Genomic DNA, 23,468 nt, shown 5'->3' with positions numbered 1-23,468 from the left:
TATTTTTTGTCAACGACAGCATTGATTAAGGCTAACGATCTTTTTCTGAATTTTCCGAAAAAGATCGTTATTAAAATTTTGAAAATTTTAACACAACTGTCATTCAAAGCTCGGTGAAAATTTCCATCTCATTCGCTTTATGACTTTAGGAATCAGCGAACAGAACTTTGGAATCCGACGGATATCGAACCCAATACGCATTACTCTCAGACATCAATCAGAAACTTTTCTTAAACCAATTCTTCATTCGATTAAAAACATCTTCCGTCCCAATTCCGGATTTTGAAGGAGAGTCTTCAAACGCCACATCACCAACATGCTCTTTTGCATACATCAACAAACCGACAGTCGTCGCATAAGACGGACTGTTAACTTCTTCCGCCAGGCCAGTGACGCCTTGAGGGTACCCCAAACGAACCGGCATATGGAAGACCTCTTCAGCCAACTCGACCGCACCTTCCACCAGAGAACTACCTCCGGTCAATACCACACCAGCCGCCAGCATGTCTTCAAAACCAGAACGGCGAAGTTCCGCCTGGATTAATTGGAACAACTCTTCATAGCGCGGTTCAATCACCTCAACCAGTGTGCGACGTGACAAACAACGTGACGGACGGTCACCGACACTTGCAACTTCAATCTCCTCATCCTGATCGATCAACTGAGGCAAAGCGCATGCATATTTGCGTTTAATGTTTTCTGCCGCCTGGGTAGGCGTTCTTAAAGCGACTGCGATATCGTTAGTGACCTGGTCTCCGGCTACTGAGATAACCGCTGTATGACGAATGGCTCCATTATGGAAAATAGCGATGTCGGTTGTACCACCACCGATATCCACCAAACAAACACCTAACTCTTTCTCGTCTTCGGAAAGCACCGATTCACTAGAAGCCAGCTGTTCGAGAATAATATCCGCCACGCCCAAATTACAGCGTTCGACACATTTAATGATATTTTGAGCCGCACTGACTGAGGCCGTCACCATATGCACCTTCGCCTCAAGACGAACGCCGGACATACCGACAGGCTCTCTGATACCGCCCTGATTGTCAATCATGTATTCCTGGGAAAGAATATGCAAGACACGCTGATCACCTGGAATCGCGATGGTCTGGGCAGCATCCATGACGCGTTCAATATCGTCCGGTTGAACATCCTGGTTACGGATTGCGACCATTCCATTTGAATTAAAGCTCTTGATATGACTGCCGGCAATGCCGACGTACACCGACTCAGCCGTGTAGCCGGACATGCGTTCCGCTTCATCGATCGCTCTTTGAATGGATTCCACCGTAGCGTCGATGTTGACTACCACACCTTTTTTCAACCCTCGAGAAGGGTAAGTTCCCATGCCAACAACTTCAATTTCACCGTCCGGCTTAATCTTGCCAATAATGGCAGCTATTTTTGAAGTACCAATATCCAAACCCACGACTGTGTTTGAAGCTTGCTGTTTACGAGCCATGTTCTACTTTACCTTTTCCCAATTAAACTATTTTTATCGACCGCTGACGAAGACGAAGACGCTTCTTTTACCTTAATCGCAAAACCATTACTATAGCGTAAATCATAAACTTGTGCTGATTTTCTAAACTTATCGAACAAATGCGGGTACGCCTCTACAAATCGTTTCAACTTATGCTGTTCATCCTGATGGTCCAGAATCAATTTCGGGCCATTCAATATATGAATCTCCCACACTCCGTTTGCAGTTTCCTGTAGACGCGAAATCGACCAGTCCAGTTTTGTAAACTCTTTCTGAAGTTCCGCCAGCGTCAGAAGTAATTGTTTCGAATTTTCAAGCTTTCCATCCAGGCGTACAAAATGTTCAAAATCCTCTATGTGGTTTGGAAAGAACACCTCTCCCTTGTAGTTCAACAGTCCTGTCTCTCCCCAGCGGGCCACAGGGGACTGCTCCTCAATCGATATCTCCAACTGGTTTGGCCAACTGCGCTTGACGACGGCTTGATTGACCCAATCCAAACGCATCAAATCCGCCTGAATCTTATCGAGTTCAACGCCCCAGAACGATTCACCGAGATAAGGTTTCAATACCTTCTCAACTTCCTTCTGGCTGAGTTGTTTCAATTCTGATGTGATATGAAATTCTTGAATCGGCCTATCGCTGTTCACCTCCTGATGAAACAGAAACCAAACTGCCCCCCCAATGGCGGCCAACAATACAAACCCGAGAATGATGGATTTACGACTTGTCATAGCCATCCGGTTATATAAACCTCAATTTCAAAGTGTATCCAATCACAAAGTACTCGCCAATATTTCAACAACCAACTGCTCAAACGAACGTCCCGCCTGCTTAGCCGCCATTGGAACCAAACTGTGATCCGTCATGCCCGGTACCGAATTCAACTCGATCAACCAAGGCTGGTTGGATTCATCCAACATCACGTCAATTCGCCCCCAGGTCTTAGCTCCGATTACATCAAACGCCTGTAATGCCATTTTCTGAATACTGACTTCCAACTCTTCAGGCAAACCACATGGACAGATATACTGGGTGTCATTGGACTTGTATTTCGCTTCGAAATCGTAAAAATCGTGGGATGTCTTCAACTGGATCAAAGGCAGGGCTTCACCGTTTAGGATACCAGCGGTAAACTCGGAACCGGTCACCCACTGTTCGATCAATACTTCGGAATCGAACTGTTGAGCGTAAATCACGGCCTTCTCCAGCTCGGCCAGACTATCGACTTTGCGCATGCCGATACTGGAACCTTCATGACTCGGTTTGACGATGACAGGAAAAGGGATTGAAAATGCATTACGGTCAAACGGATTATTATCCGAGATCCAAACAAAGTCTGGAGTCGGAAGGCCGGCACCTCGCCACATCCATTTGCTTCGCAACTTATCCATCGCAATGGCGGATGCCGCCATACCGCTTCCAGTGTAAGGAATTCCTAAATCTTCCAGTGCTGCTTGGACTTTTCCGTCTTCACCCCAACGACCATGAAGAGCTATAAACGCACGATCATACTGTTTGGCGATTTCCTGTAGATCCTCCAAAGTCGATACATCACAAGCCGTCGCATCAATCTGCTGGCGTTGCAGTGCCTGTGTCACTGCCGTTCCGCTTTTCAAAGAAATTTCTCTTTCTGCGGCTTTACCACCCATCAAAACCGCGACTTTACCGAATTCCACTAACTTTCACCTTCTGCAGTATTTTGCCATTTTTTTGCCAGTTGTCCGACGTTCCCTGCTCCCATAACCAACAGTAAATCATCGTCCTGCAACACCTCTTCGGCAATCGATTCCAACTGTTCGAAATCTTCCGCATAAATGCCTTGCTGGCCCCCTCTCAAACGCATTGCCTGAAGCAACGCCTTGGAGTCGAACGTTGGGATGACCGCCTCGCCTGCGGCGTAGATTTCGGTCAATATCACCACGTCCGGTTCCAATAAGGATTGGACAAAATCGTCGAATAAATCACGTGTTCGAGAATAACGATGCGGCTGAAATACTAAGACCAGTCGCTTGTCCGGAAAAGCCTTTCGGGCAGTTTGAATCGTTGCCGTTAGCTCAGTCGGATGGTGGCCGTAATCATCGACCAAAGTAACCTTATGACCGGCCACCAGACAGTTTGGATAAACCTCAAAACGTCGACCGACTCCACCGAATTGGCTAAGCGCCTGCTGTATGGCATCTATGGCGACATTCAATTCCAGGCCGACTGCGATTGCAGCTAAAGCATTCTGAACGTTGTGCAATCCCGGAATATTCAGGGTTACGTCAAAACTCTGCTCACGACCAACCAAAACCTGGAACTTCATCTTCAAGCCTTCTGACCGAACGTTAATTGCCCGAATATCGGCATCCTCATGAAAACCGTATGTCATCAGTTTTCTCGTCAGCTTGGGCAACATATTGCGGACATTCTCATCATCCAGGCAGACAATCGCTAGCCCATAAAATGGTAGCTGTTGAATGAATTCAATAAAAGTGTTTTCAAGGTTTTGATAATCACCTTGATAAGTCTCCATGTGATCTTCATCAATATTGGTCACCACGGACACCATCGGCGCTAGGTGCAAAAAGGAAGCGTCCGATTCATCGGCTTCCGCAACCAAATATTGACTGGAACCCAAACGAGCATTAGCTCCGACCTGGTTCAGACGCCCTCCGATCACAAATGTAGGATCAAGTCCGCCTTGGGTCAATACGGCTGCTGTCAGACTGGTCGTGGTGGTTTTTCCATGGGTTCCGGCAATGGCAATTCCGAAACGCATACGCATCAATTCCGCCAACATTTCAGCGCGAGGAATGACTGGAATTCGAGCCTCTTTGGCCCAGGAGACTTCCGGATTATCAATAGGAATCGCGGTGGAGACTACCACCACATCAGATTGTTTTACATGTTCGGCATTATGCCCTAACTGAATCAATGCCCCAAGATCTGCCAGACGCGCTACAGTTGGATTGTGCTTTAAATCCGAACCGCTTACGATGTAACCAAGGTTTAAACAGACTTCCGCTATACCGGCCATACCGACACCACCGATGCCGACAAAATGTATCTGTTTAACTTTTTCTTTCATTCGATACCACTACTCTGATTTTGTTTTTATTGGACGTTTGTACAATATGATACCGTGGTTTTTTATAGGAATAGAGCGATTCTTTACAATAAAAATAAATTTATTGACGATATATTGAAAATCAAGAAGATACACAATCCATAATCACTGCAACAAATGATCTAAATCTTTCTGATTGGAATCATTCACCTGGCCAGGTGATTCAACAGGCTGAGGGATAACCCAATAGTATTGGGCGAGAATTGCAGCTAATTCAGACGCTTTCCTCAACGGGTCAGTGACTTCAAAATGCCCACCCGACGAGCTACATAAAGCATGTGCCTGGCTGGCTTCGTCAATCAGTTGCAAAACGAACTCGGAGCCTTCGCCCAATAGAACCCCTTCTTCTGGATTCCACCAAAGCATGAGCGCATTAAACTCCTCCTCAAAAACCGGAAGAGGCAGAAGTTCCAACTGGATCCAATGTAGAGGGGCATGTTCGGTTGTCATAAGACAACCTTACATCAATTGAATTAAAGAAGCATCTCTTTTGCATCTTCGATCGATGCGACAAGACGATCAATGTCTTCTTTATTGTTATACATTCCCAAAGAGGCGCGAATGGTCGCTGGGACATTGAAATGTTGCATGACAGGCATGGCACAGTGGTGGCTGGCACGAACCGCTACCCCATCCTGGTCCATCAAAGTCGCCATATCGTGTGGGTGAACCCCTTCAAGCACAAATGAAACAACGCCACCTTTATGCTCGGCTTCGCCAATAATACGCACGCCTTCGACTTTCTTGAGTTGCGCCGTTGCATACTCAAGCAACTCCGCTTCATACTCAGCGATACGTTGCAATCCGACAGACTGCATGTACTTCATAGCGGCTCCCAAACCGATCGCACCGGCAATGTTAGGTGTACCGGCTTCGAATTTGTATGGCAGAACATTGTACTCTGTCTTCTCGAAAGTCACTGAATAAATCATATCCCCACCACCTTGATACGGCGGCATGGCTTCCAACAATGCTTCTTTCGCATATAGAACGCCGATTCCGGTAGGACCATACATCTTGTGTCCGGACAATGCATAGAAATCACAATCTATATCCTGAACATCGACCTGCATATGCGGCGTCGCCTGAGCACCGTCAACAAGTACTTTAGCGCCTACGGAATGCGCGATTTCGGTCATTTCCTTGACGGGGTTAATGGTTCCCAGAGCATTCGACATATGAGTAATCGCCAGCAATTTAGTTTTTGCCGAAACCAATCCTTGCAAAGCATTCAAACAGACTTCACCTAAATCGTTCATACGCAACACCGTCAGACGGATACCCAACTGGTCACGCAAAAGCTGCCAAGGAACAATATTGGAGTGATGCTCCATTTCAGTCACGATGACCTCGTCTCCCGCCTTAAGGTTCGCACGCCCCCAACTATGGGCAACCAGGTTAATCGCTTCGGTCGTACCTCGGACAAACACAATCTCCTTGGTAGATCTTGCATTCAAGAATTGACGGCTCGTCTCACGTGCACCTTCATACAATTCGGTTGCACGCTCGCTTAAACCGTAAACCCCACGATGAACGTTAGCGTTCTGTTCACGGTAATAACGGTCAATCGCTTCGATGACCGGCAATGGCTTTTGAGAAGTCGCGCCACCATCAAGATATACCAAAGGCTGACCGTTTTCAGTCTGCTTCAAAATAGGGAACTGCTCTCGAATCTGAGCGAAATCTAATGCTTTTTCACTCATGGCGATTATCCGTTCAGTTTCTGTGACAAGATAGCGGAAACCCACTTTCCGATTTCCGGATTGCGGATATCCTCGACCGGCTCCAACAGAAACGCTTCGGTGATCATTCGTATCGCCTGCGCTTTAGGAATTCCTCGTGCCTGCAAATAGAACACTTGATCCTTGTTGATCTGCCCCGTTGCCGAACCGTGCGAACACTTTACGTCATCTGCATAAATCTCAAGCTGTGGCTTGGTATCCATCTGCGCCGAATTTGAAAGCAACAAGTTCTTGTTATCCATCTGCCCGTCGGTTTTCTGGGCGGCACGGGCAACCTTGATCATACCGTTGAAAACACCAATTGCCGAATCGTCCAACACATACTTGTGCAACTGCTGACTCACGCCGTTAACCTCGTTGTGCTCCGTATAGGTGCGCGAATCCATTATCTGTTCGCCACTTGCATAACATGCACTGTTCTGAATGCTTTCAATATGCTCACCATCCATCTGAAGATGATTTTGATGACGTGAAGTCAGACTTCCTGTACCGGAGTAGAGAGTATTGAAGACACTGCGGGAAGCCTGATAAACAAACTGGTTGGCAAAATAATAGCTACGCTCTGCCTGTGCTTGAACAACGACTTGATTAAAGCGCGCGTCTTGCCCGACTTCGATCTCACTAACCACATTGGTCAAACCGGAAAACTCTTCGTTCTGCTCTGGCGTCAAGCTGACGTAGGATTCAACCACAGTCGCTTCGGCATTCTGTTCGATAATGATACGGTTGCGCAGATTAGAAACGTGCTGATTCTGCGTCTGAACATTCAATACGAAGATTGGAAGCTCCACCGTTGTATTCCGGGAAACCTGTAAAAAATAACCGTCGGACAGTAACATCGTGTTCAAGACACCAAAAGGTTCTTTGTCGATTTGGGTTTGCGGACCAATCAACTTATCCATCGAAGCCGGAATTTCCAGAATATCGTCAATCGATTCAACCGAAACCCCTTTTGGCAAAACAGAAAGATCATCCGACAGACTTTCACTGAACCAACCGTCTACCATCACAATACGCGTGGCAGGATAAGACGGCAGAAATTTCTGGATATCCGCTAAGGTGATCTGACTCAAACCTTCCAGACGATAATGAGTCTGAACGAAGTTCGTTAGCTTGGTGTAGCCCCAGTCTTCGTCCCGACGCGTCGGAAAACCTTCCTGCAAGAATAACTGCTTCGCCTTCTGGCGCAAAGAAACAACATTCTCATGATCGGAAGCTTTGTTAAGATCATCGGACAACTGAGCATAATGCTCCATCGCAGCCTTGACGACAGGTGAGAATTTCTTAACCAATGGCTTACTCTCCCTGGTACTGCTGGATAATGTCGTCATAACCGTTCTCCTCCAACTCATGAACCAGTTCAAAACCACCGGATTTCACAATTCGGCCATTGTAGAGAACGTGTACATGATCAGGTTTGATGTAATCCAACAAACGCTGATAATGGGTAACAACGATAAAACTTCTCTCTTCGGAGCGCAACGCATTCACACCGTTAGCGACCACGCGCAATGCATCAATATCCAATCCGGAATCGGTCTCGTCTAAAATGCACAATTTCGGTTCCAACAGCGCCATTTGGAAAATATCGTTACGTTTCTTCTCACCGCCGGAGAAACCGACGTTCACAGAACGTTCCAGAAGATCCGGACGCATGTTCAGCAATTCAATCTTTTCCTGGGCATATTCGTCGAAATCGAACATATCAAAAGGCGGCAAGCCCTTCTCTTCACGCACGGCGTTCACGGCTGTCTGCATGAATAGCTTGTTACTGACACCAGGAATCTCCACTGGATATTGGAAAGCCAAAAACACACCTTTTCTGGCACGTTCTTCCGTATCCATCTCAAGCAAATCTTCACCATCAAACTCAACCGAACCTTCGGTGACCTCGTAATCCTCACGTCCAGCCAGAACGCTGGCAAACGTACTTTTACCGGAACCGTTCGGCCCCATGATAGCGTGTACTTCCCCTGGCTTAACTTCCAGATTCAATCCTTTCAGGATCTGTTTTTCTTCGATTTGCGCTTGCAGATTTTCGACTTTTAATAACATGGTTTTAAATTCTTTTAGTTAATACTTTAAATTCTTTCCGATTGCTGACCGCTGAAGTTATCCAACGGATCCCTCTAAGCTGATAGCGAGTAACTCTTCGGCCTCTTGTGCAAATTCCAGCGGCAGCTCGCTGAACACTTCTTTACAGAAACCGTTGACGATCATCGAAATCGCATCTTGTTCGCTGATTCCCCTCTGCTGGCAATAGAACAGTTGATCCTCACCGATTCTCGATGTCGTCGCTTCGTGCTCCACTTGTGCACTGGCATTCTCAACCTCGATATAAGGAAAAGTGTGCGCTCCACACTGATCTCCGATCAACATCGAATCACACTGAGTGAAGTTTCTGGCGCCTTCTGCCGAAGGCGCGATTTTGACCAGGCCACGATAGGTGTTATCGCTTTTACCGGCAGACAACCCTTTGGAAATAATCGTACTACGTGTGTTTTTACCAATATGGATCATCTTGGTTCCGGTATCCGCTTGCTGGCGTCGGTTCGTCAAGGCCACGGAGTAGAACTCACCGATCGAGTTATCCCCTTTCAATACACAGCTCGGATATTTCCAGGTAATTGCGGACCCCGTTTCGGCCTGCGTCCAGGATAATTTTGAATTCTTGCCTTCACAGATCCCACGCTTGGTCACAAAGTTCAAGATACCACCTTCGCAATCTTCATCTCCCGGATACCAGTTCTGTACGGTGGAATATTTCACTTCCGCATCTTCATGAACAATGACCTCAACCACGGCAGCGTGAAGCTGGTAAGTATCGCGCACAGGGGCGGAACAACCTTCCAGATAACTGACGTAACTGCCTTTCTCCGCAATCAAGATGGTGCGCTCGAACTGACCGGTTTTGGCTTCATTGATACGGAAATACGTCGACAGGTCGATAGGGCTTCGGACACCTTCCGGAATATAAACAAAGGTTCCGTCTGAAGCAACTGCGGAATTCAGCGCTGCAAAATAGTTGTCGTGATACGGCACCACGGTTCCCAGATATTTCTGTACCAATTCCGGATAATCCTGAACCGCTTCCGAAAACGAACAGAAAATGATTCCCAGCTTCGCCAACTCTTCACGTTTAGTGGTCGATACCGAGATCGAATCGAAAATCGCGTCCACCGCAACATTGGAGTCTTCACCTTGAATCGGCACACCCAAAGCTGCAAACGCCTTCGCCACTTCCGGATCGATTGTCTCTTCGGATTCGGTACTGCAGGCTCCTTCACTACAAGCTCCGCATTCCGGTGCGGAATAGTAGCTGTAATCCTGGTAATCCAACGGCTCGTATTCCGCTTTGGCCCAATGCGGCTCTTCCAGCGTCTGCCAATGCGCAAACGCCTTAAGACGGAAATCCAGCATCCACTGTGGCTCATTTTTTTTGGCCGAAATGGCACGAATCACAGCTTCGTTTAACCCTTTTTCAAAGGTTTCTACCGCCGTGGTAGTCACAAACCCTTCCTTATAATGCTTGTTCTTGCTTAACAAGTCATTGATCTCTTGGTACTGGGTTGTTTCCTGTGTAACTTGTGCTTCTGACATCAATCTGTTCACCTAAACTTTAATTCAGAGTATTTTAGTTGGTTATTAGTTAAATGTCCATATCATGGCCATCAAGAAGCAGGATTATTCCACTTCTTTTTCATTACAATTCAAGTGGTTATGACGAAAGCAAACTGGCCTGAACAATTTCATCCAACCAGGCCTGCTGCAAATCAATTCCTTGAATTCGAATCCATCCAGACTTTGCACCCGGATCCGCCGCAAACGTATCCCAGCGGAATGGTGTTGCCTCAATTGCAACCAGATTTTCATATTCAAACGTATCAACCACTGCCTGAACACGCCAAATCTGCATCCCCAGGTTTTCCCTGGAACTATCCAATCCCATCATCAAGTGATCCAGACAGACTCGACCAACGTTAAATTCATAAGACCGAACAGCCACATTCCGGTCTTCCGAAACGGCAACTTCTTCTTGTAAGGGAATCCTATCCGTCCTCTGCTCAAACCCGCACCAGCCATTGGGCAACTGCTGATTCAATATACGAACGATGGGCAACGCTTTCGACTTCTGCTTTACCCAACGACTCCAAAAAGCCTGCGTATCGAGTTCCGATGCTTCCGTAAAATTGAAAATCACGCCATCCGATGCATTCAACAAAGCTTCCAAACGCTGCATGGCCAAATCATCTCGACCAGAGCGAGTGACCGAACGGATATCGATCACACACCAGGCCTGCTGAAAATCACCAAGTCGATCAGCCGACACTTCTTCAGGAAAAATTCCGACCTTTTCGGGCTGACAGCCTAACTGATCGACCAGAATGTGTTTCAACCGATGTTTGCCTGAGCCCGGTAAACCGAGCAGCACGATCGTAGCCTGACTCCATTCGCACGCCATCGATTCACTTACCCTTGGCCGTCAGACAATCGCTCATGGCATCCGCCATTTGAATCAGAAAACGATCATAAGGAAGATACTGCGACTTAAGAAGTGCACCAGTCTTATCGTAAACACCCATCGGATCCAAACTACCAACCTTTACGTTCAAACCGGAGACCACTGCGGTAATTCGTTTTGCCGGAAACTGAGGTTCCTTGAAAACACAACGTATTCCCTGTTCACTAATCCTTTCTCGCACCGACTGAATTCGCTTCAAACTTGGAGCGATCTCGGGATTCAAGCGAATCGAACCAACCCCTCTCAAGCCGTAATGTTTTTCAAAATACTGGTAAGCATCGTGCAATACCACAAATGGCTGCATCCTATACGGTTCGAGTTGGGTTTTGATTTGGCTGTCCACCTCGTCCAGAAGCTTTAACCAAGCCTCTGTTTTGCGCTGGATTTCAGCAGCGCTTTCAGGCTTCATTCGTTGAAGTTGATCACTGACTTGAACGATAAGCAATCGTGCATTCTTCAACGACAACCATAAATGCCCGTCACTATTAAAAGCCACGTGTTCATCGTGAACAGAATTCGCTTCATCGGCATGATCCGCCGCATGCCCAGCATGTTCTTCGTGCTCATCCTCGTGACCGTGATCAGACTTTTCCCACAATCCGCCTTGACGTACAGGCAAAGACTGTATACCTGGCAGTGCGCTCATCTCAACCACTTGTGCATCAAAACGCGATAATGCCTTTTCCAACCAAGCGTCGACTGGCGTACCGACCGAAATCACCAGGTCACTTTCATGCAGCATTTTCAAGTGTGAAGGCTTTAACTGAAATCCGTGCGGTGAAACCCCCGGTTTCAATAAGACATGCAACTCATCCCCTTCATCTAGAAGTGGGGCAACGATGCCTGCCAAAGGCGGAATACTAACCGTTATCTGAGCCGAGTAAACAGGCATTACAGCCAATAGAAAAACCGCGCCGAATAGTTTTTGAATCATTTGTTTCTTCATAGCTTTTAACTGCCGATTAAAATAAGCATCTTAATCGAATTACCTATAGAATAACCCTATTATTTACCAACGAACTTTCTTATGTCTTTACTGATTAAAGCCGAACACATTTCCCACCAGTTCGCTCAAACAGAAGTCTTAAACAATGTCTCACTGGAAATTCATTCCGGGGAAATCGTTACATTGATCGGACCAAACGGTGCGGGAAAATCCACACTCTTAAAAATCTTGCTTAACCTGCTCCAACCCACCGCCGGAAAAGTCACTCGAAGATCCGACTTAAATATTGGCTTCATGCCGCAAAAAATCCAGATCGATCCAACATTTCCTATGACGGTCGGGAATTTTCTGAACCTGGGCCGGCCAAAACGGAACAATGATACAAACGGTTGGAAGCGGTTCTTTAATTTCAGCGCGCATGATACCACAGAGATCCAAGAAGTGATCGACGAACTCAATATCCGCCACTTGCTCAACCAACCGATTCAAAAGGTATCAGGCGGTCAGATGCAGCGCATTCTATTGGCGCGAGCTCTGATCCGAGAACCCAATCTTCTAGTCCTTGACGAGCCGGTACAGGGTGTCGATCTGCAAGGACAGACCGAACTTTACCACTATATAAACGAATTACGAAAGCGCCGTAACCTCGGCATCCTCATGGTTAGTCATGATCTGCATATTGTCATGAGAAACACCGACCAAGTACTGTGTCTGAATCAGCACCTCTGCTGCTCGGGCACCCCGCAAACCGTCAGCCAAACACCCGAATTCATTGCCATATTCGGACAGGCCGGAAACGAACTTGCGCTTTACGAACATCATCATGACCATGACCAATGCGACATGGCGCATGGTCACCACCACGCACACTCAACCAGCGACAAGGAATAAATTAGATGGATTGGTTTCCCGACTTTCTACTATTCGCCCTATTTGGCGGCTTAGGCATCGCCATCATTTCAGCCCCGCTTGGTGTTTTCATGGTTTGGCAACGTCAATCTTATTTCGGCGCGACACTTGCGCACTCGGCCCTGCTTGGCGTCAGCATGGGACTATTCCTGGAAATGGACCTCAGTTTCAGCGTAATCCTGTTCGCACTCATCATCGCCTTCGGTATCCACCAACTGTCCCAAAAAACCCAGCTCTCTTCCGACACCTTGCTCGGCATACTCGCACACAGCAGTCTGGCACTAGGACTTGCATTACTTAGTCTTCAAAATACCGTCCAGATCGACATCATGGGCTATTTATTCGGCGACATCCTCAGTGTAACCTCCACCGACTTAATGCTGATCTCAATGGTCGGACTGATCACGTTGGTTTTCTATCTATTTCATTGGCGCGACCTGCTGAACATCACCCTCAACCCGGAGCTTGCTCAGGTTGAAGGAGTTCACGTCAAAGCAATTCAATTACAGTATGTGTTACTTTTGGCATTGATGATCGCTCTTTCCATGAAAATCGTTGGCGTCTTGCTGGTTACATCACTGTTGATCATTCCGGCAGCGGCCGCTAGGCGCTTTGCCCAAACTCCGGAAGCGATGTTGCTGTACAGCATGATCTTGGGAATCGTTTCCGTCGTTCTAGGGCTTGGCACTTCGATGACTTGGGACATTCCCACCGGGCCAGCCATCGTGTTAGTCGCTACAGCACTTTTCCTGTTGATGTTAATCAAAAAAGCCCCGAACTAGCGGGGCTTTTAAAAACAGTATAATGCTTTAGGATTCGCCGGCCAAAACCGACTTGAAGCTTACATACCTTTAACTAAGACTCATGCTCTGAACCTTCTTTCTTAGATTCGTCAGCAATCAAATATTGATGCTCTCGCTCGGAATGGGTCAACGATAACGTCTGATGTTGGGCATTGGAATCCACGATGAAACTAGATACCTGTTCACGCAGCATTTGCGCATCGCTAAGCAACTCTGCACTACCTTCAGCCGCGCGCTGGACCACTACCGCATTATCTTGCGTCATCTGATCCATAGAAACCACTGTCGAGCTCACCTGCTCGATGCCTTGTGCCTGCTCAATACTGGCCTGACTGATTTCTGCCATCATCTTCCCGACAGTCTGAAGACTTTCGTTAACTTGAGTCATGACATCACTGGTTTGCTGGACATATCGCCCTGTTTCATCACTGACATGAACACTGTTCTCGATCAGCTTCTTAATGTCACCCGCCGCTTCAGCGGACTTTCCAGCCAGATTTCTGACTTCGGATGCAACCACAGCAAAACCACGACCGTGTTCACCCGCTCGTGCGGCTTCAACTGCCGCATTCAAAGCCAATAGATTCGTCTGGAAGGCAATTGCATCGATCAAAGTAATGATGTCACTGATCTTCTGACTGGCCTCCGTCATTTTAGACATGGAATCCAAAGCATCCTTCATGGTCGCCAAGCCGTCTGCAAGTTGCTCCTGAACCTGTCCGGTCACCTGATTCACTTGCTGCGCGTTATCCGCATTCTGGCGCACAGTTGAAGTCATTTGTTCCATCGTGGCAGATGTTTCTTCCAACGCCGCTGCCTGCTCATGAATTCGAGAGGATACACTTTCATTCCCTTTGGCAATCTCACCGGCACCATCCGCTACATCCGAAGCAATAACGCCAACTTTGCCAACCATCACGGCAATATTGGAAACCGAATCGTTCATGTATTCTTTCAATTCCGCCATCTTGCCCTGATACGAACCCTCCACCTTATTCGTCAAGTCACCCTTGCTGATCTCACCTTGAACATGTGCTACCTCTTCAACAAAGCGCTCCAAATCATTCAACGTCAGGTTGATTGACTCCTTCAACGCAACGAAATCTCCACTCGCATCGGCATCAGAGCGTACTGAAAAGTCCCCCTGTGAAAGCGCATGCAATGTTTCCGCAATAGAATCCACGGTAATCTTAATCAACTCAGCCGAGCGTGTGAAGTCATGGATCACAGTAGAAAAACTCCCTTTAAGCTCCACCGAATTGTCTTCAGCAACCTTCAGCTCTCCCGCCCGGAAATTCTTGGCCGTCTCCTGCATCATTCCCATCATTGCATTTATTTGGCCAAGCGAATTATTCACACCGTCTCTCAAACGCATGAACTGGCCTCTCTTACCAACTTCAACGCGACGATCGAACTTACCTTCGGCCACTTCTTCCATCACTTCTACCACATCTTCAATCACGCGATTCATACGATCAAACAACGTATTCATTGCGGCGGAAATCAAGGCTAACTCATCCTTACCTCTCACATCAACACGGTGGCTTAAATCACCGGTTTGAGCTATCTTATCGACCGTTTCCGCAATCGCATTGATCGGTCTCAGGAAGCTTCTGGCTACTAACCAGCCAACAATACTAAATAGAACCAAACTGATCGCCAACCAGGACCAGATCATAATTGCGCCGTTCTGCTGACTGTTAAACAAGCTTTCGATCGCTTGATCGTTTTGCTCGACTTCATACGTCTTAAGTGCATCCACGATCTCTGTAAAACCTTGATACTTGACCTGGAACTCGTTCATCAGAATCGAAACCGCTTCCTCGGTAAACTCTTCGTCAACCGCCAGCATAAAGCTGCCGAAAACAGTATTGGCACTGGAAACGTTGGCCTTCAGTGACTCGTATAATTCGGCCTCTTTCGGATCAAGCTCCATCTTGTTAAGCGCTTCGAAAATCTCAAAAATCTTTTCCGCACTGACCTTCAATTCCTTTTTAACTTCCTCTCTCTGCTCAGGTTCTTCAACCAGAACCAGATTGCGTTGCTGCACCGCCCTTTCGTCGGAAACACTCTTCAAATCGTTCAACAAAGCGAGTTTTACACCATTTACCTGGATAATCCGGTCCATGGTTTTATTCGTTTCATTAATTAAAAACTGGGTGACGAGGTTACTAGCCAATAAAAAGAAAATAGCGCCTGCAATCCCGATGATCATCCGAATTTTTATTGTCATATCCTTCCCTTTTTCCTTCATTAACCTTCTTCCTTGAAGGCAAAAATTGCTTGTTTCATTGCACCTTTGTATACACACCATTGTATACACGCAAACTTAAGAGGGTAATCAATTGTTTTTGGCTATGCTTTATCTAAAGTTATAAACTCAAATGCATATTCATGTCGCTCATCCGTCGAATGAGGAATGGATTCCACTGTTTTCCAGTCAAATTGAGTCCAATCCGGAAACAGGGTATCCCCTTCAATCTCCGCATCGATCAAAGTCAAGTAAAGACGGTCGGCACGAGGCAGCATCTGCTTGTAAAGCTGGCCACCGCCCATAATGATTACCTCTTCGCTATCTTTGAAAGCTTCCAAGGCGTCGTCCACGGAGTTATAGACAGAAACACCTTCAAGCTGAAGTTCCGGGTTACGACTAATCACTACGTTAGGGCGGTTCGGCAAAGGGCGGGAACCGATTGATTCAAAGGTTTTACGTCCCATGACCACCGGTTTACCCGTTGTCTTGGCTTTGAAAAACTTCAAATCATCCGGTAAATGCCATGGCATATCATTATCCATACCAATCACTCGATTTTTGGCCATCGCAGCAATCATCGCAATTCTCATACAGACACCGTCGCCTTGATGTGAGGATGGGATTCGTAACCAACGATTTCGAAATCTTCAAAACGGTAATCGAAAATGCTTTCCGGCTTACGCTTGATCTCAAGCTTAGGTAAAGGATACGGTTCACGCTCCAACTGGATTTTAGCCTGTTCCATCGTGTTGTTATACAGATGGACATCACCGCCGGTCCAGACAAAATCTCCAACGTCATAGCCGGTCTGCTGAGCCACCATATGAACCAGCAAAGCATAGCTGGCGATATTGAATGGAACCCCTAAAAAGGTATCTGCACTGCGCTGGTAAAGTTGACACGACAATTTACCGTCAGCAACATAGAACTGGAAAAACGCATGACAAGCTGCCAGCGCCATCTTGCCGTCTTTGACATTTTCCTGCGGGCTTTTAGTTTCGTCAGGCAGATCGGAGGGATTCCAGGCTGAAACGATCATACGGCGGCTATTCGGATTGGTTTTCAGGATTTCGATTACCTCGGCAATCTGATTGATGGTATCACCGTGCGGTGTCTGCCATGCCACCCACTGTTTACCGTAAAGCGGACCTAAATCCCCTTCTTCCGTCGCCCATTCGTCCCAGATACGAACACCGTTATCCTTAAGGTATTTAATATTGGTGTCACCCGATAAGAACCACAACAACTCGTGGACAATCGAACGGATATGTAATTTTTTGGTCGTGACTAGAGGAAATCCTTCCTGCAAATCAAAACGCATCTGATATCCGAATACCGAACGGGTTCCTGTACCGGTTCTGTCCCCTTTATCCGTTCCCTGTTCAATTATGTGGTCAAGCAACTCTAAATACTGTTTCATACCAAATGTTCTTTTAATTAATTTAACGAAGCGGCACCTTTAGCCGTCTTTTGATAACTCCAAACCATCAGGCCGATTCCTATCACTACCATAGGTAAAGACAACACCTGCCCCATCGTCAGCCATCCCCATGCCAAATACCCCAACTGAACATCCGGCAGGCGGTAAAACTCAACGATAAAACGGAATACACCATAACCAACAAGGAAAAGACCGGCAACCGATCCGGAAGGACGCGGTTTATTTGAATAGAAAGCTAACAGAACGAACAAGACAATCCCTTCCAAGAAAGCTTCCAAAAGCTGTGTCGGATACTTATGAACAACTTCTTGAAGTGTAGGATCGTACACCGCCATACCAAGCGGCGAATCGGTGACTTTTCCCCAAAGCTCGCCGTTGATAAAGTTCCCGATACGCCCAGTGAACAAACCGATTGGAACCAGCGGCGCCACAAAATCCGCCACCTGAAACAGAGACAATTTGACTTTACGTGCGTAAAGCCACATAGCCAATGACACGCCGATCAAACCACCGTGGAACGACATACCACCGTGCCAGACCTGAAACACCGTCAACGGGTGTTCGATATAATAAGCCAAGTCATAAAAGAGGATATAACCGATACGGCCACCGAGAATGACCCCCATCGCGATATAGAACAAGAGATCACCGACTTTCTCGGCATTCCACGCTTCCCGACTGCGCGCACGCCAAACACCGTACCACCAGCCCAAACCGAAGGCGAGTAGATACATAAGGCCATACCAATGAATTTTAAAAAAACCTAAATCCAGTGCGACCGGATCAATATTGGGATATTGCCACATGAGCTTTCTCGGTAATTTTTGATTTGAGCATGATAACAGAAGTACCGGGCATCAGAAACAGCAATAGTACGGGAAACAAACAACAAAGAAAGATTTTAAAAAAACAAACAGGCCTATATTCGAACAGGCCTGTTCGGTTTTCTTAGATCCGTTGAGATAAATCAGATCTTGAACTGATGAACCAGACTTTCCAACTTATCCGCCAGAGCCTGCATATTATGACCTGCGGACTCGGTATTCTGTGCACCCAGCGCCGCTTTTTCAGTGACTTCGTAGATCTGGCTAATATTACGATTAATCTCTTGTGCCAACTCACTTTGAGAGTGGGCCGCATCAAACATCTGCTCACTCATCTTATTAATGTCGTCCATCAAAATCGTCACCGGATTCAATGCGCGCTCCGAAGTGTAAACCGCATCGCAACTCGCTGCTGTAGCGTCCTGGCTACGTTGGACCATCTCAACCGTCGACAAGGTCGCCTGACGGATTTTATCGATAATTCTTTCGATTTGAAGTGTCGATTCCTGAGTTCGTTGCGCCAAACCACGAACCTCATCGGCCACCACGGCAAAGCCTCGTCCATGTTCACCGGCACGTGCCGCTTCAATTGCCGCGTTCAATGACAGCAAGTTGGTCTGCTCTGCGATTTCACGGATGACGTTAACCACCGTTCCGATCTGTTCACTGTCTTCTCTTAACAGGGAAACCGCTTCGGTCATCGCCTTCATACCATCAGACAAGTTCTGAATCTCACTGGCCGTACTCTTAACCAGCTCACCACCTTCTTTGACTCGGGAAGCCGCCTGTTGTGTCGCTCTTGATGTATTGTGCGAATGATCCTCAACGCTCTTAGCCTTATTCGTCATATCCACCATCACCGAAGTCAACTGACGCGACGATTCCAATTGTTGCTGGGTTCCCGACTTGGTTTCATGAGTGATTTCCAACAGGCCTTTTGAAGAAACTTCCAATTCCTCAATCGTATTGGAAACTTCCTTAAGCATCGACTGGATCTTTTCAATGAACTGATTAAAGTAGTTGGATAGATCCGCCAGTTCGTCTTTTCCGATCACCGGCAAGCGCTGAGTCAAATCCCCGTCTTCTTCGGCAATGGCCTTCATCGCCCCGGTTGCCTGCTGAATCGGGGTTACCACCGCACGAGTAACACGACTGGAAACCATCATTCCAAGAATCTGACCGATGATCGAGACCGATAACACGAACACGATATTATAGAAACTCGATTCGACGACGGAATCACTCACTTCCACCATCTCCTGGGTCGCCGCTTCCGCGATATCACCCAACTCCATGTCCAATGTATTGAAAAGAGGTTCGATCTGGGTTTTCATCAACCAGGTATCGATACGCCACTTCTCGCCTTGGTGAATGCTTTTCAACTGCATGAAATGTTCACGGTAAGCCTGATAAACATCCCAAACCTTCTCCAGCCCGGTCTCTTCTTCAAGCGTCAATTCAACCTGATCCTGATTACGAAGACGATTGATCGTCTGCTCGGTAGTATCCAGATAATTTTCCGTCAACTCCGCCATCGAGTCGGTTCTAAACGCCACATAACCGCGGACATTGGAAATCACACTCAACCAGCTCTTCTGTAAATTCAACAAGTCGGTCAAAACGCCCTGACGCGACTGTTCTAAGGATGACAATTCGGATGAGATCATGATATTGATCTCATTCTGCATGCTGTTTGCCAGACTCAACATATTCTTGTTCAAATATTGAAACGCAGGAAAGTTCTTACTACGATCTTCCTGCAAGACTTTTAACATTCCCGCCAACTCAGGCAACTGCTCCAGATTTTTCTGTATCTGAGTGTAAGATTCCAATAAAGCTTCATCCGGCGTTTCACTCTCCTGAATCTCGCGCTTGGTCTTGGCCACTTCTTCCGATACATGAGCAAACCCTTGCTCGTATGACTCCAACAACGACTTGTCATGGGTCGACATATAAAGGCTCAACGCATTCATACTCTTTTCAAGCGACAGCGCAAGCTCGGAAGCTCCGATGGCGACCGGCTGCTTCTCATTCACCACAACGGAAACATTCTGACGTACCAAATAAAGGTTAATGACCGCCTGCAGGGTAATAATCGCCAGCACCGTCCAGATAACGCCGAAACCGAAGCGCATTTTCTGTTTGATTGTGAGATTCTGTAAAAACGAACGCATAATTCTTATTCACTATTTTTTGACAGTTGAAAATATATAGATAGAACCAAGCAACTTAAATGCCAACATGAATTGTCAAAACTTAAGCACTGGCCGTACGATCAAGCTCTAAGCCAAGAATGTCTCTCGGAACGAGAGTGTAAAAAGACAGAGAAACAATCATCAATCCTTAACCGGATCAGCGTAAAGGGTAATTGCCGCGTGCAATCAAACCGCCGTCAATCGTTAGAATCGATCCTGTCATCCAAAGAGTCGCATCGGAAAGCAAGTAAGCGGTAGCCTCCCCCATCTCCTCGGTGGTTCCATAGCGCCCTGCCGGCATACGGTCACACCATTTTTTCTCCATATCGGGTTTCAACAGTATGGCTTCAGTACGTTCAACCGGAACCACGCCCGGCGCCAAACCATTGACTCGGATTCCATACCGTCCCCACTCGACTGCCTGTGCCTTTGTAATGGCATCCAAACCAGCCTTGGACGCCGCATAAGCGGAAAACCACTCACAGGTCGCCTGACCATGAATGCTGGTGTTGTTAACGATGGCACCCGGTTTTTCGGCGGCAATACACGCCTGTGCAAATGCCGTACTTAACTGATAGGGTGCCTGCAAATTGACTGTCAGCGTATCGGCAAACTGCTTACCGAAAGGATCATTGATGGAAGTACTCTTGGTAACGATTCCTGCATTATTAACCAAACCGTCCAGACCATCGAAAACCGACCAGGCCTGTTCTAAAAAATCACTCAGCTCATCGAGCTGTCGAAAATCACACTGTAGGACATCCGCTTTTGCCCCTAGAGCCTGAACCTCGGCGAACGTATCCTGAATACCTTTAGCGTTGGTATTGTAATGCAAAACAAGATGACACCCTTCGCGTGCCAATACTTTGGCCATTCCGGCGCCGATTCCGCTGGAAGCCCCTGTAATCAGAACTCGTTTTCCTTTCAACCCCTTCATCTCGCTACACCTTACCGTTGTTGCTCGCTCTTCGATTTCAAATTTGGAATTATTTTTCCGACATCAACGCCATCAGAATATCGATGATTTTTTCCGTTGCCTGAACATTGGCACCGGCACGAATCGCCGCCGATGCGGCCACTCGCTTATCCGAATTGCCGCACCAGGTTTTTAATGCCTCAGCAAGATGTTCGGGGGTCAATTCGCTCTGCTGAATGACGATTCCGCCCCCCAAATCAACCAATGCCTGTGCGTTGGCCGTTTGGTGATCATCCACTGCATAAGGGTAAGGCACCATAATTGCCGGTCTGGCCGTCGCCATCAACTCACTGACAGTGAGCGCACCCGATCGACAGAGCACCATATCCGCAGCCGCATAAGCCTGATTCATATCGTGAATAAAAGGCACCACCTCGGCTTCCACACCCGCCATACGGTAAGCGCTCTGGGCCTGCTGTAACGTTTTTTGACCGGTCTGATGCGTCACCTTAGGACGCTCGTTTGCTTTCAACAACGCCAATGCCTTAGGCAAGGTTTCGTTCAAAGCCAAAGCGCCGCGGCTTCCACCGAGAACCAATAGATGGCATTCAGCCTGCGGTTGGACCGTTTCGATCTGCTCCAACCCTGCTCTAACCGGATTACCGATGGTGACGACCTGTTTACCTCGCAAAACCGTCTGTGGAAACGCAGCAATGACCTTATCGGCCAATGGCGTCAACAACTTGTTAGTCAATCCCGGAATGGCGTTCTGCTCATGCAACACTAAGCTGATTCCCAAAGATTTAGCAGCCAATCCACCGGGGCCGCAGACAAATCCGCCCATACCCAGAACCAAATCCGGCTGCTGTGCTTTCATGACTCGACGCGCCTGCCACCAGGCACGGGTCACGTTGATCGGCGCTTTCAGCCAACCTGCCAAACCGTTGCCACGCAATCCTTTAATGGAGATTGCCTCAAACGGAATACCCGCTTCTTCCACCCACTCGGTCTCCATACCGCCTTGAGTTCCGAGCCAACTGACCTCTACACCTTTCTGCTGCAATGCATGAGCGATAGCGATACCTGGAAACACATGCCCTCCGGTACCGCCAGCCATGATCAAAACCTTTTTCAATTTCGTTTCACTCATTCCGCTTCCTTCTCGGCAACAGGTTGCACGGCTTTTTCTCCTGGCGGGATGCGTCGGGTTTCAAAATCGACCCTGAATACTAGCGCCATGGCCGAAATTAACAGCAGAACACTACTCCCCCCATAACTCATGAACGGCAACGTCAACCCTTTGGTCGGAAAAGCTCCAAGATTTACCCCCATGTTGATCATGGCCTGTAGGATGATCCAGATACCAATTCCATAGGCGATCATACCGCCGAAAAACATATCTTTCTCTAAAGCCTTTCGGCCGATCCGGAACAGACGGTAAAGAATGAACAGATAGAGCAAAATCAAGAAGAACACCCCTATCAAACCGAACTCTTCGGCATAGATCGAGAACAGAAAATCCGTGTGGGCATCCGGCAGGAAAAGTAATTTCTGAACACTGCCACCCAGACCCACACCAGTCCACTCACCACGTCCCAATGCAATAAGAGCCTGAGTCAACTGATAACCGGTACCGTACGGATCCTGCCACGGATCCAAAAAGCTACTGACACGCGCCATCCGGTAAGGAGAGATGATGACCAATACGGCCAGCAGACTCGCCATCGGCAAAACCGTCAGAACGAAATAACGCCATGGCGCGCCGGCAATCAACAGCATTCCGGTAATCATTACCGCGATTACGAATGTACTGCCGTAGTCAGGCTCCATCAATAACAGTATTGCCATGATCCCGAATGGCAGGGCCAAACGGATTACTGCCTCAAAGCTCTCCTTGACCGCCGACGCGTGACGGTTCAGGTAGCCGGCCATAAATACTACGATCACCAGCTTCATAAACTCCGAAGGCTGAAAATTCATGATCAGTAATGGCAGCCAACGTTTACTACCATTAATTTCGCGTCCTAAAAGTAACACCATTACCAACAGGAACAGAGCAAACAGAAACAGTTTTCCCCGGTGTTTTTCCCAAAAGGAAAGCGGGACTTGGAAAAGGATATAAGCGGCGGTAAGGCCAAGCCCCATGGAAAGGAACTGGCGAATGAAGTAATGAGTAGTGTCTCCGAAACGTTTTTCACTGATAGCAACTGAACTCGACGCCACCATGGTCAAACCGATCACCGCCAGCGTAATCAGCAATCCCAATAGCCAGAAATCAACCGGCCACTCCCGGCTCTTTTCGCGCCAGCTTTGCAACATGG

At 47.5% G+C, this 23,468-nt stretch carries 21 protein-coding genes; 2 read left to right on the top strand and 19 right to left on the bottom strand.

Going from position 1 to position 23,468, the window contains the following annotated elements:
* Window positions 1–217: 217 nt before the first annotated feature.
* The 11 genes from ftsA to QCB45_RS06790 form a co-directional block, all read right to left on the bottom strand.
* Window positions 218–1,465, bottom strand: a complete 1,248-nt coding sequence (ftsA, locus tag QCB45_RS06840; RefSeq protein WP_279420123.1) for a cell division protein FtsA — start codon at window positions 1,463–1,465, stop codon at window positions 218–220.
* 8 nt (window positions 1,466–1,473) lie between these two features.
* Window positions 1,474–2,223, bottom strand: a complete 750-nt coding sequence (locus tag QCB45_RS06835) for an FtsQ-type POTRA domain-containing protein (protein ID WP_279420122.1) — start codon at window positions 2,221–2,223, stop codon at window positions 1,474–1,476.
* Between the two features lie 36 nt (window positions 2,224–2,259).
* Window positions 2,260–3,162, bottom strand: coding sequence for a D-alanine--D-alanine ligase (locus QCB45_RS06830; protein WP_279420121.1), 903 nt, complete (start codon window positions 3,160–3,162; stop codon window positions 2,260–2,262).
* A complete protein-coding gene (gene murC / locus QCB45_RS06825) occupies window positions 3,162–4,556 on the bottom strand; it encodes a UDP-N-acetylmuramate--L-alanine ligase (RefSeq protein WP_279420120.1) in 1,395 nt (464 codons plus the stop codon). The genes QCB45_RS06830 and murC overlap by 1 nt, the downstream gene beginning before the upstream one ends.
* 144 nt (window positions 4,557–4,700) lie before the next feature.
* A complete protein-coding gene (locus QCB45_RS06820; RefSeq protein WP_279420119.1) occupies window positions 4,701–5,045 on the bottom strand; it encodes a hypothetical protein in 345 nt (114 codons plus the stop codon).
* Between the two features lie 23 nt (window positions 5,046–5,068).
* A complete protein-coding gene (locus tag QCB45_RS06815; RefSeq protein ID WP_279420118.1) occupies window positions 5,069–6,298 on the bottom strand; it encodes a cysteine desulfurase in 1,230 nt (409 codons plus the stop codon).
* A 5-nt stretch (window positions 6,299–6,303) separates the two neighbouring features.
* Window positions 6,304–7,668 (bottom strand): Fe-S cluster assembly protein SufD, encoded by a 1,365-nt coding sequence (gene sufD / locus QCB45_RS06810; protein WP_279420117.1) that lies wholly within the window; start codon window positions 7,666–7,668, stop codon window positions 6,304–6,306.
* Window positions 7,634–8,392, bottom strand: coding sequence for a Fe-S cluster assembly ATPase SufC (gene sufC / locus QCB45_RS06805; protein WP_279420116.1), 759 nt, complete (start codon window positions 8,390–8,392; stop codon window positions 7,634–7,636). Before sufC ends, sufD begins: the two co-directional genes overlap by 35 nt.
* Before the next feature lie 57 nt (window positions 8,393–8,449).
* On the bottom strand, window positions 8,450–9,937 hold the full coding sequence (gene sufB / locus QCB45_RS06800; protein ID WP_279420115.1) for a Fe-S cluster assembly protein SufB: 1,488 nt from the start codon (window positions 9,935–9,937) through the stop codon (window positions 8,450–8,452).
* Window positions 9,938–10,055: 118 nt separating this feature from the next.
* Window positions 10,056–10,799 carry a hypothetical protein gene (locus QCB45_RS06795; RefSeq protein ID WP_279420114.1) on the bottom strand — a complete coding sequence of 248 codons (744 nt, stop codon included), beginning with the start codon at window positions 10,797–10,799 and terminating at the stop codon, window positions 10,056–10,058.
* 4 nt (window positions 10,800–10,803) lie between these two features.
* A complete protein-coding gene (locus QCB45_RS06790; RefSeq protein WP_279420113.1) occupies window positions 10,804–11,793 on the bottom strand; it encodes a zinc ABC transporter substrate-binding protein in 990 nt (329 codons plus the stop codon).
* Between the two features lie 93 nt (window positions 11,794–11,886).
* On the opposite strand from QCB45_RS06790, the gene QCB45_RS06785 reads away from it, so the two are divergent.
* Together QCB45_RS06785 and QCB45_RS06780 are read left to right on the top strand one after the other, a co-directional pair.
* Window positions 11,887–12,696 carry an ATP-binding cassette domain-containing protein gene (locus QCB45_RS06785; RefSeq protein ID WP_279420112.1) on the top strand — a complete coding sequence of 270 codons (810 nt, stop codon included), beginning with the start codon at window positions 11,887–11,889 and terminating at the stop codon, window positions 12,694–12,696.
* Between the two features lie 5 nt (window positions 12,697–12,701).
* The gene (locus QCB45_RS06780; RefSeq protein ID WP_279420111.1) at window positions 12,702–13,496 is read left to right on the top strand and encodes an iron chelate uptake ABC transporter family permease subunit; all 795 of its coding nucleotides are present in this window, start codon (window positions 12,702–12,704) and stop codon (window positions 13,494–13,496) included.
* A gap of 73 nt (window positions 13,497–13,569) precedes the next feature.
* On the opposite strand, the gene QCB45_RS06775 is transcribed toward QCB45_RS06780, so the two are convergent.
* The 8 genes from QCB45_RS06775 to ftsW all read right to left on the bottom strand — a co-directional run bounded on the left by QCB45_RS06775 (window position 13,570) and on the right by ftsW (window position 23,466).
* Complete coding sequence (locus QCB45_RS06775; protein ID WP_279420110.1) at window positions 13,570–15,750, bottom strand: methyl-accepting chemotaxis protein; 2,181 nt, start codon at window positions 15,748–15,750, stop codon at window positions 13,570–13,572.
* A 122-nt stretch (window positions 15,751–15,872) separates the two neighbouring features.
* Complete coding sequence (gene folA / locus QCB45_RS06770; protein WP_279420109.1) at window positions 15,873–16,361, bottom strand: type 3 dihydrofolate reductase; 489 nt, start codon at window positions 16,359–16,361, stop codon at window positions 15,873–15,875.
* Complete coding sequence (locus tag QCB45_RS06765) at window positions 16,358–17,191, bottom strand: thymidylate synthase (RefSeq protein WP_279420108.1); 834 nt, start codon at window positions 17,189–17,191, stop codon at window positions 16,358–16,360. The genes folA and QCB45_RS06765 overlap by 4 nt, the downstream gene beginning before the upstream one ends.
* A 17-nt stretch (window positions 17,192–17,208) precedes the next feature.
* Entirely contained in the window at window positions 17,209–18,018 is an 810-nt protein-coding gene (gene lgt / locus QCB45_RS06760) for a prolipoprotein diacylglyceryl transferase (protein WP_279420107.1), read from the bottom strand.
* A gap of 161 nt (window positions 18,019–18,179) precedes the next feature.
* The gene (locus QCB45_RS06755; RefSeq protein WP_279420106.1) at window positions 18,180–20,210 is read right to left on the bottom strand and encodes a methyl-accepting chemotaxis protein; all 2,031 of its coding nucleotides are present in this window, start codon (window positions 20,208–20,210) and stop codon (window positions 18,180–18,182) included.
* Between the two features lie 178 nt (window positions 20,211–20,388).
* A complete protein-coding gene (locus QCB45_RS06750; protein WP_279420105.1) occupies window positions 20,389–21,168 on the bottom strand; it encodes an SDR family NAD(P)-dependent oxidoreductase in 780 nt (259 codons plus the stop codon).
* Window positions 21,169–21,217: 49 nt separating this feature from the next.
* Complete coding sequence (murG, locus tag QCB45_RS06745; protein WP_279420104.1) at window positions 21,218–22,297, bottom strand: undecaprenyldiphospho-muramoylpentapeptide beta-N-acetylglucosaminyltransferase; 1,080 nt, start codon at window positions 22,295–22,297, stop codon at window positions 21,218–21,220.
* Window positions 22,294–23,466, bottom strand: a complete 1,173-nt coding sequence (gene ftsW, locus QCB45_RS06740) for a putative lipid II flippase FtsW (RefSeq protein WP_279420103.1) — start codon at window positions 23,464–23,466, stop codon at window positions 22,294–22,296. Before ftsW ends, murG begins: the two co-directional genes overlap by 4 nt.
* Window positions 23,467–23,468: the final 2 nt, after the last annotated feature.

Source organism: Thiomicrorhabdus sp. ZW0627, from assembly GCF_029767005.1.
GTDB lineage: Bacteria > Pseudomonadota > Gammaproteobacteria > Thiomicrospirales > Thiomicrospiraceae > Thiomicrorhabdus.
The sequence above is the reverse complement of the archived record's forward strand: the minus strand, read 5'-3'. Positions and strand labels throughout refer to the sequence as shown.

What these genes read in the sequence shown, in the direction of transcription:
- ftsA (WP_279420123.1), bottom strand. Translation starts at nt 1,465, where the DNA reads ATGGCTCGTAAACAGCAAGCTTCAAACACAGTCGTGGGTTTGGATATT.
- QCB45_RS06835 (WP_279420122.1), bottom strand. Translation starts at nt 2,223, where the DNA reads ATGGCTATGACAAGTCGTAAATCCATCATTCTCGGGTTTGTATTGTTG.
- murC (WP_279420120.1), bottom strand. Translation starts at nt 4,556, where the DNA reads ATGAAAGAAAAAGTTAAACAGATACATTTTGTCGGCATCGGTGGTGTC.
- QCB45_RS06820 (WP_279420119.1), bottom strand. Translation starts at nt 5,045, where the DNA reads ATGACAACCGAACATGCCCCTCTACATTGGATCCAGTTGGAACTTCTG.
- QCB45_RS06815 (WP_279420118.1), bottom strand. Translation starts at nt 6,298, where the DNA reads ATGAGTGAAAAAGCATTAGATTTCGCTCAGATTCGAGAGCAGTTCCCT.
- sufD (WP_279420117.1), bottom strand. Translation starts at nt 7,668, where the DNA reads ATGACGACATTATCCAGCAGTACCAGGGAGAGTAAGCCATTGGTTAAG.
- sufC (WP_279420116.1), bottom strand. Translation starts at nt 8,392, where the DNA reads ATGTTATTAAAAGTCGAAAATCTGCAAGCGCAAATCGAAGAAAAACAG.
- sufB (WP_279420115.1), bottom strand. Translation starts at nt 9,937, where the DNA reads ATGTCAGAAGCACAAGTTACACAGGAAACAACCCAGTACCAAGAGATC.
- QCB45_RS06795 (WP_279420114.1), bottom strand. Translation starts at nt 10,799, where the DNA reads ATGGCGTGCGAATGGAGTCAGGCTACGATCGTGCTGCTCGGTTTACCG.
- QCB45_RS06790 (WP_279420113.1), bottom strand. Translation starts at nt 11,793, where the DNA reads ATGATTCAAAAACTATTCGGCGCGGTTTTTCTATTGGCTGTAATGCCT.
- QCB45_RS06785 (WP_279420112.1), top strand. Translation starts at nt 11,887, where the DNA reads ATGTCTTTACTGATTAAAGCCGAACACATTTCCCACCAGTTCGCTCAA.
- QCB45_RS06780 (WP_279420111.1), top strand. Translation starts at nt 12,702, where the DNA reads ATGGATTGGTTTCCCGACTTTCTACTATTCGCCCTATTTGGCGGCTTA.
- QCB45_RS06775 (WP_279420110.1), bottom strand. Translation starts at nt 15,750, where the DNA reads ATGACAATAAAAATTCGGATGATCATCGGGATTGCAGGCGCTATTTTC.
- folA (WP_279420109.1), bottom strand. Translation starts at nt 16,361, where the DNA reads ATGAGAATTGCGATGATTGCTGCGATGGCCAAAAATCGAGTGATTGGT.
- QCB45_RS06765 (WP_279420108.1), bottom strand. Translation starts at nt 17,191, where the DNA reads ATGAAACAGTATTTAGAGTTGCTTGACCACATAATTGAACAGGGAACG.
- lgt (WP_279420107.1), bottom strand. Translation starts at nt 18,018, where the DNA reads ATGTGGCAATATCCCAATATTGATCCGGTCGCACTGGATTTAGGTTTT.
- QCB45_RS06755 (WP_279420106.1), bottom strand. Translation starts at nt 20,210, where the DNA reads ATGCGTTCGTTTTTACAGAATCTCACAATCAAACAGAAAATGCGCTTC.
- QCB45_RS06750 (WP_279420105.1), bottom strand. Translation starts at nt 21,168, where the DNA reads ATGAAGGGGTTGAAAGGAAAACGAGTTCTGATTACAGGGGCTTCCAGC.
- murG (WP_279420104.1), bottom strand. Translation starts at nt 22,297, where the DNA reads ATGAGTGAAACGAAATTGAAAAAGGTTTTGATCATGGCTGGCGGTACC.
- ftsW (WP_279420103.1), bottom strand. Translation starts at nt 23,466, where the DNA reads ATGTTGCAAAGCTGGCGCGAAAAGAGCCGGGAGTGGCCGGTTGATTTC.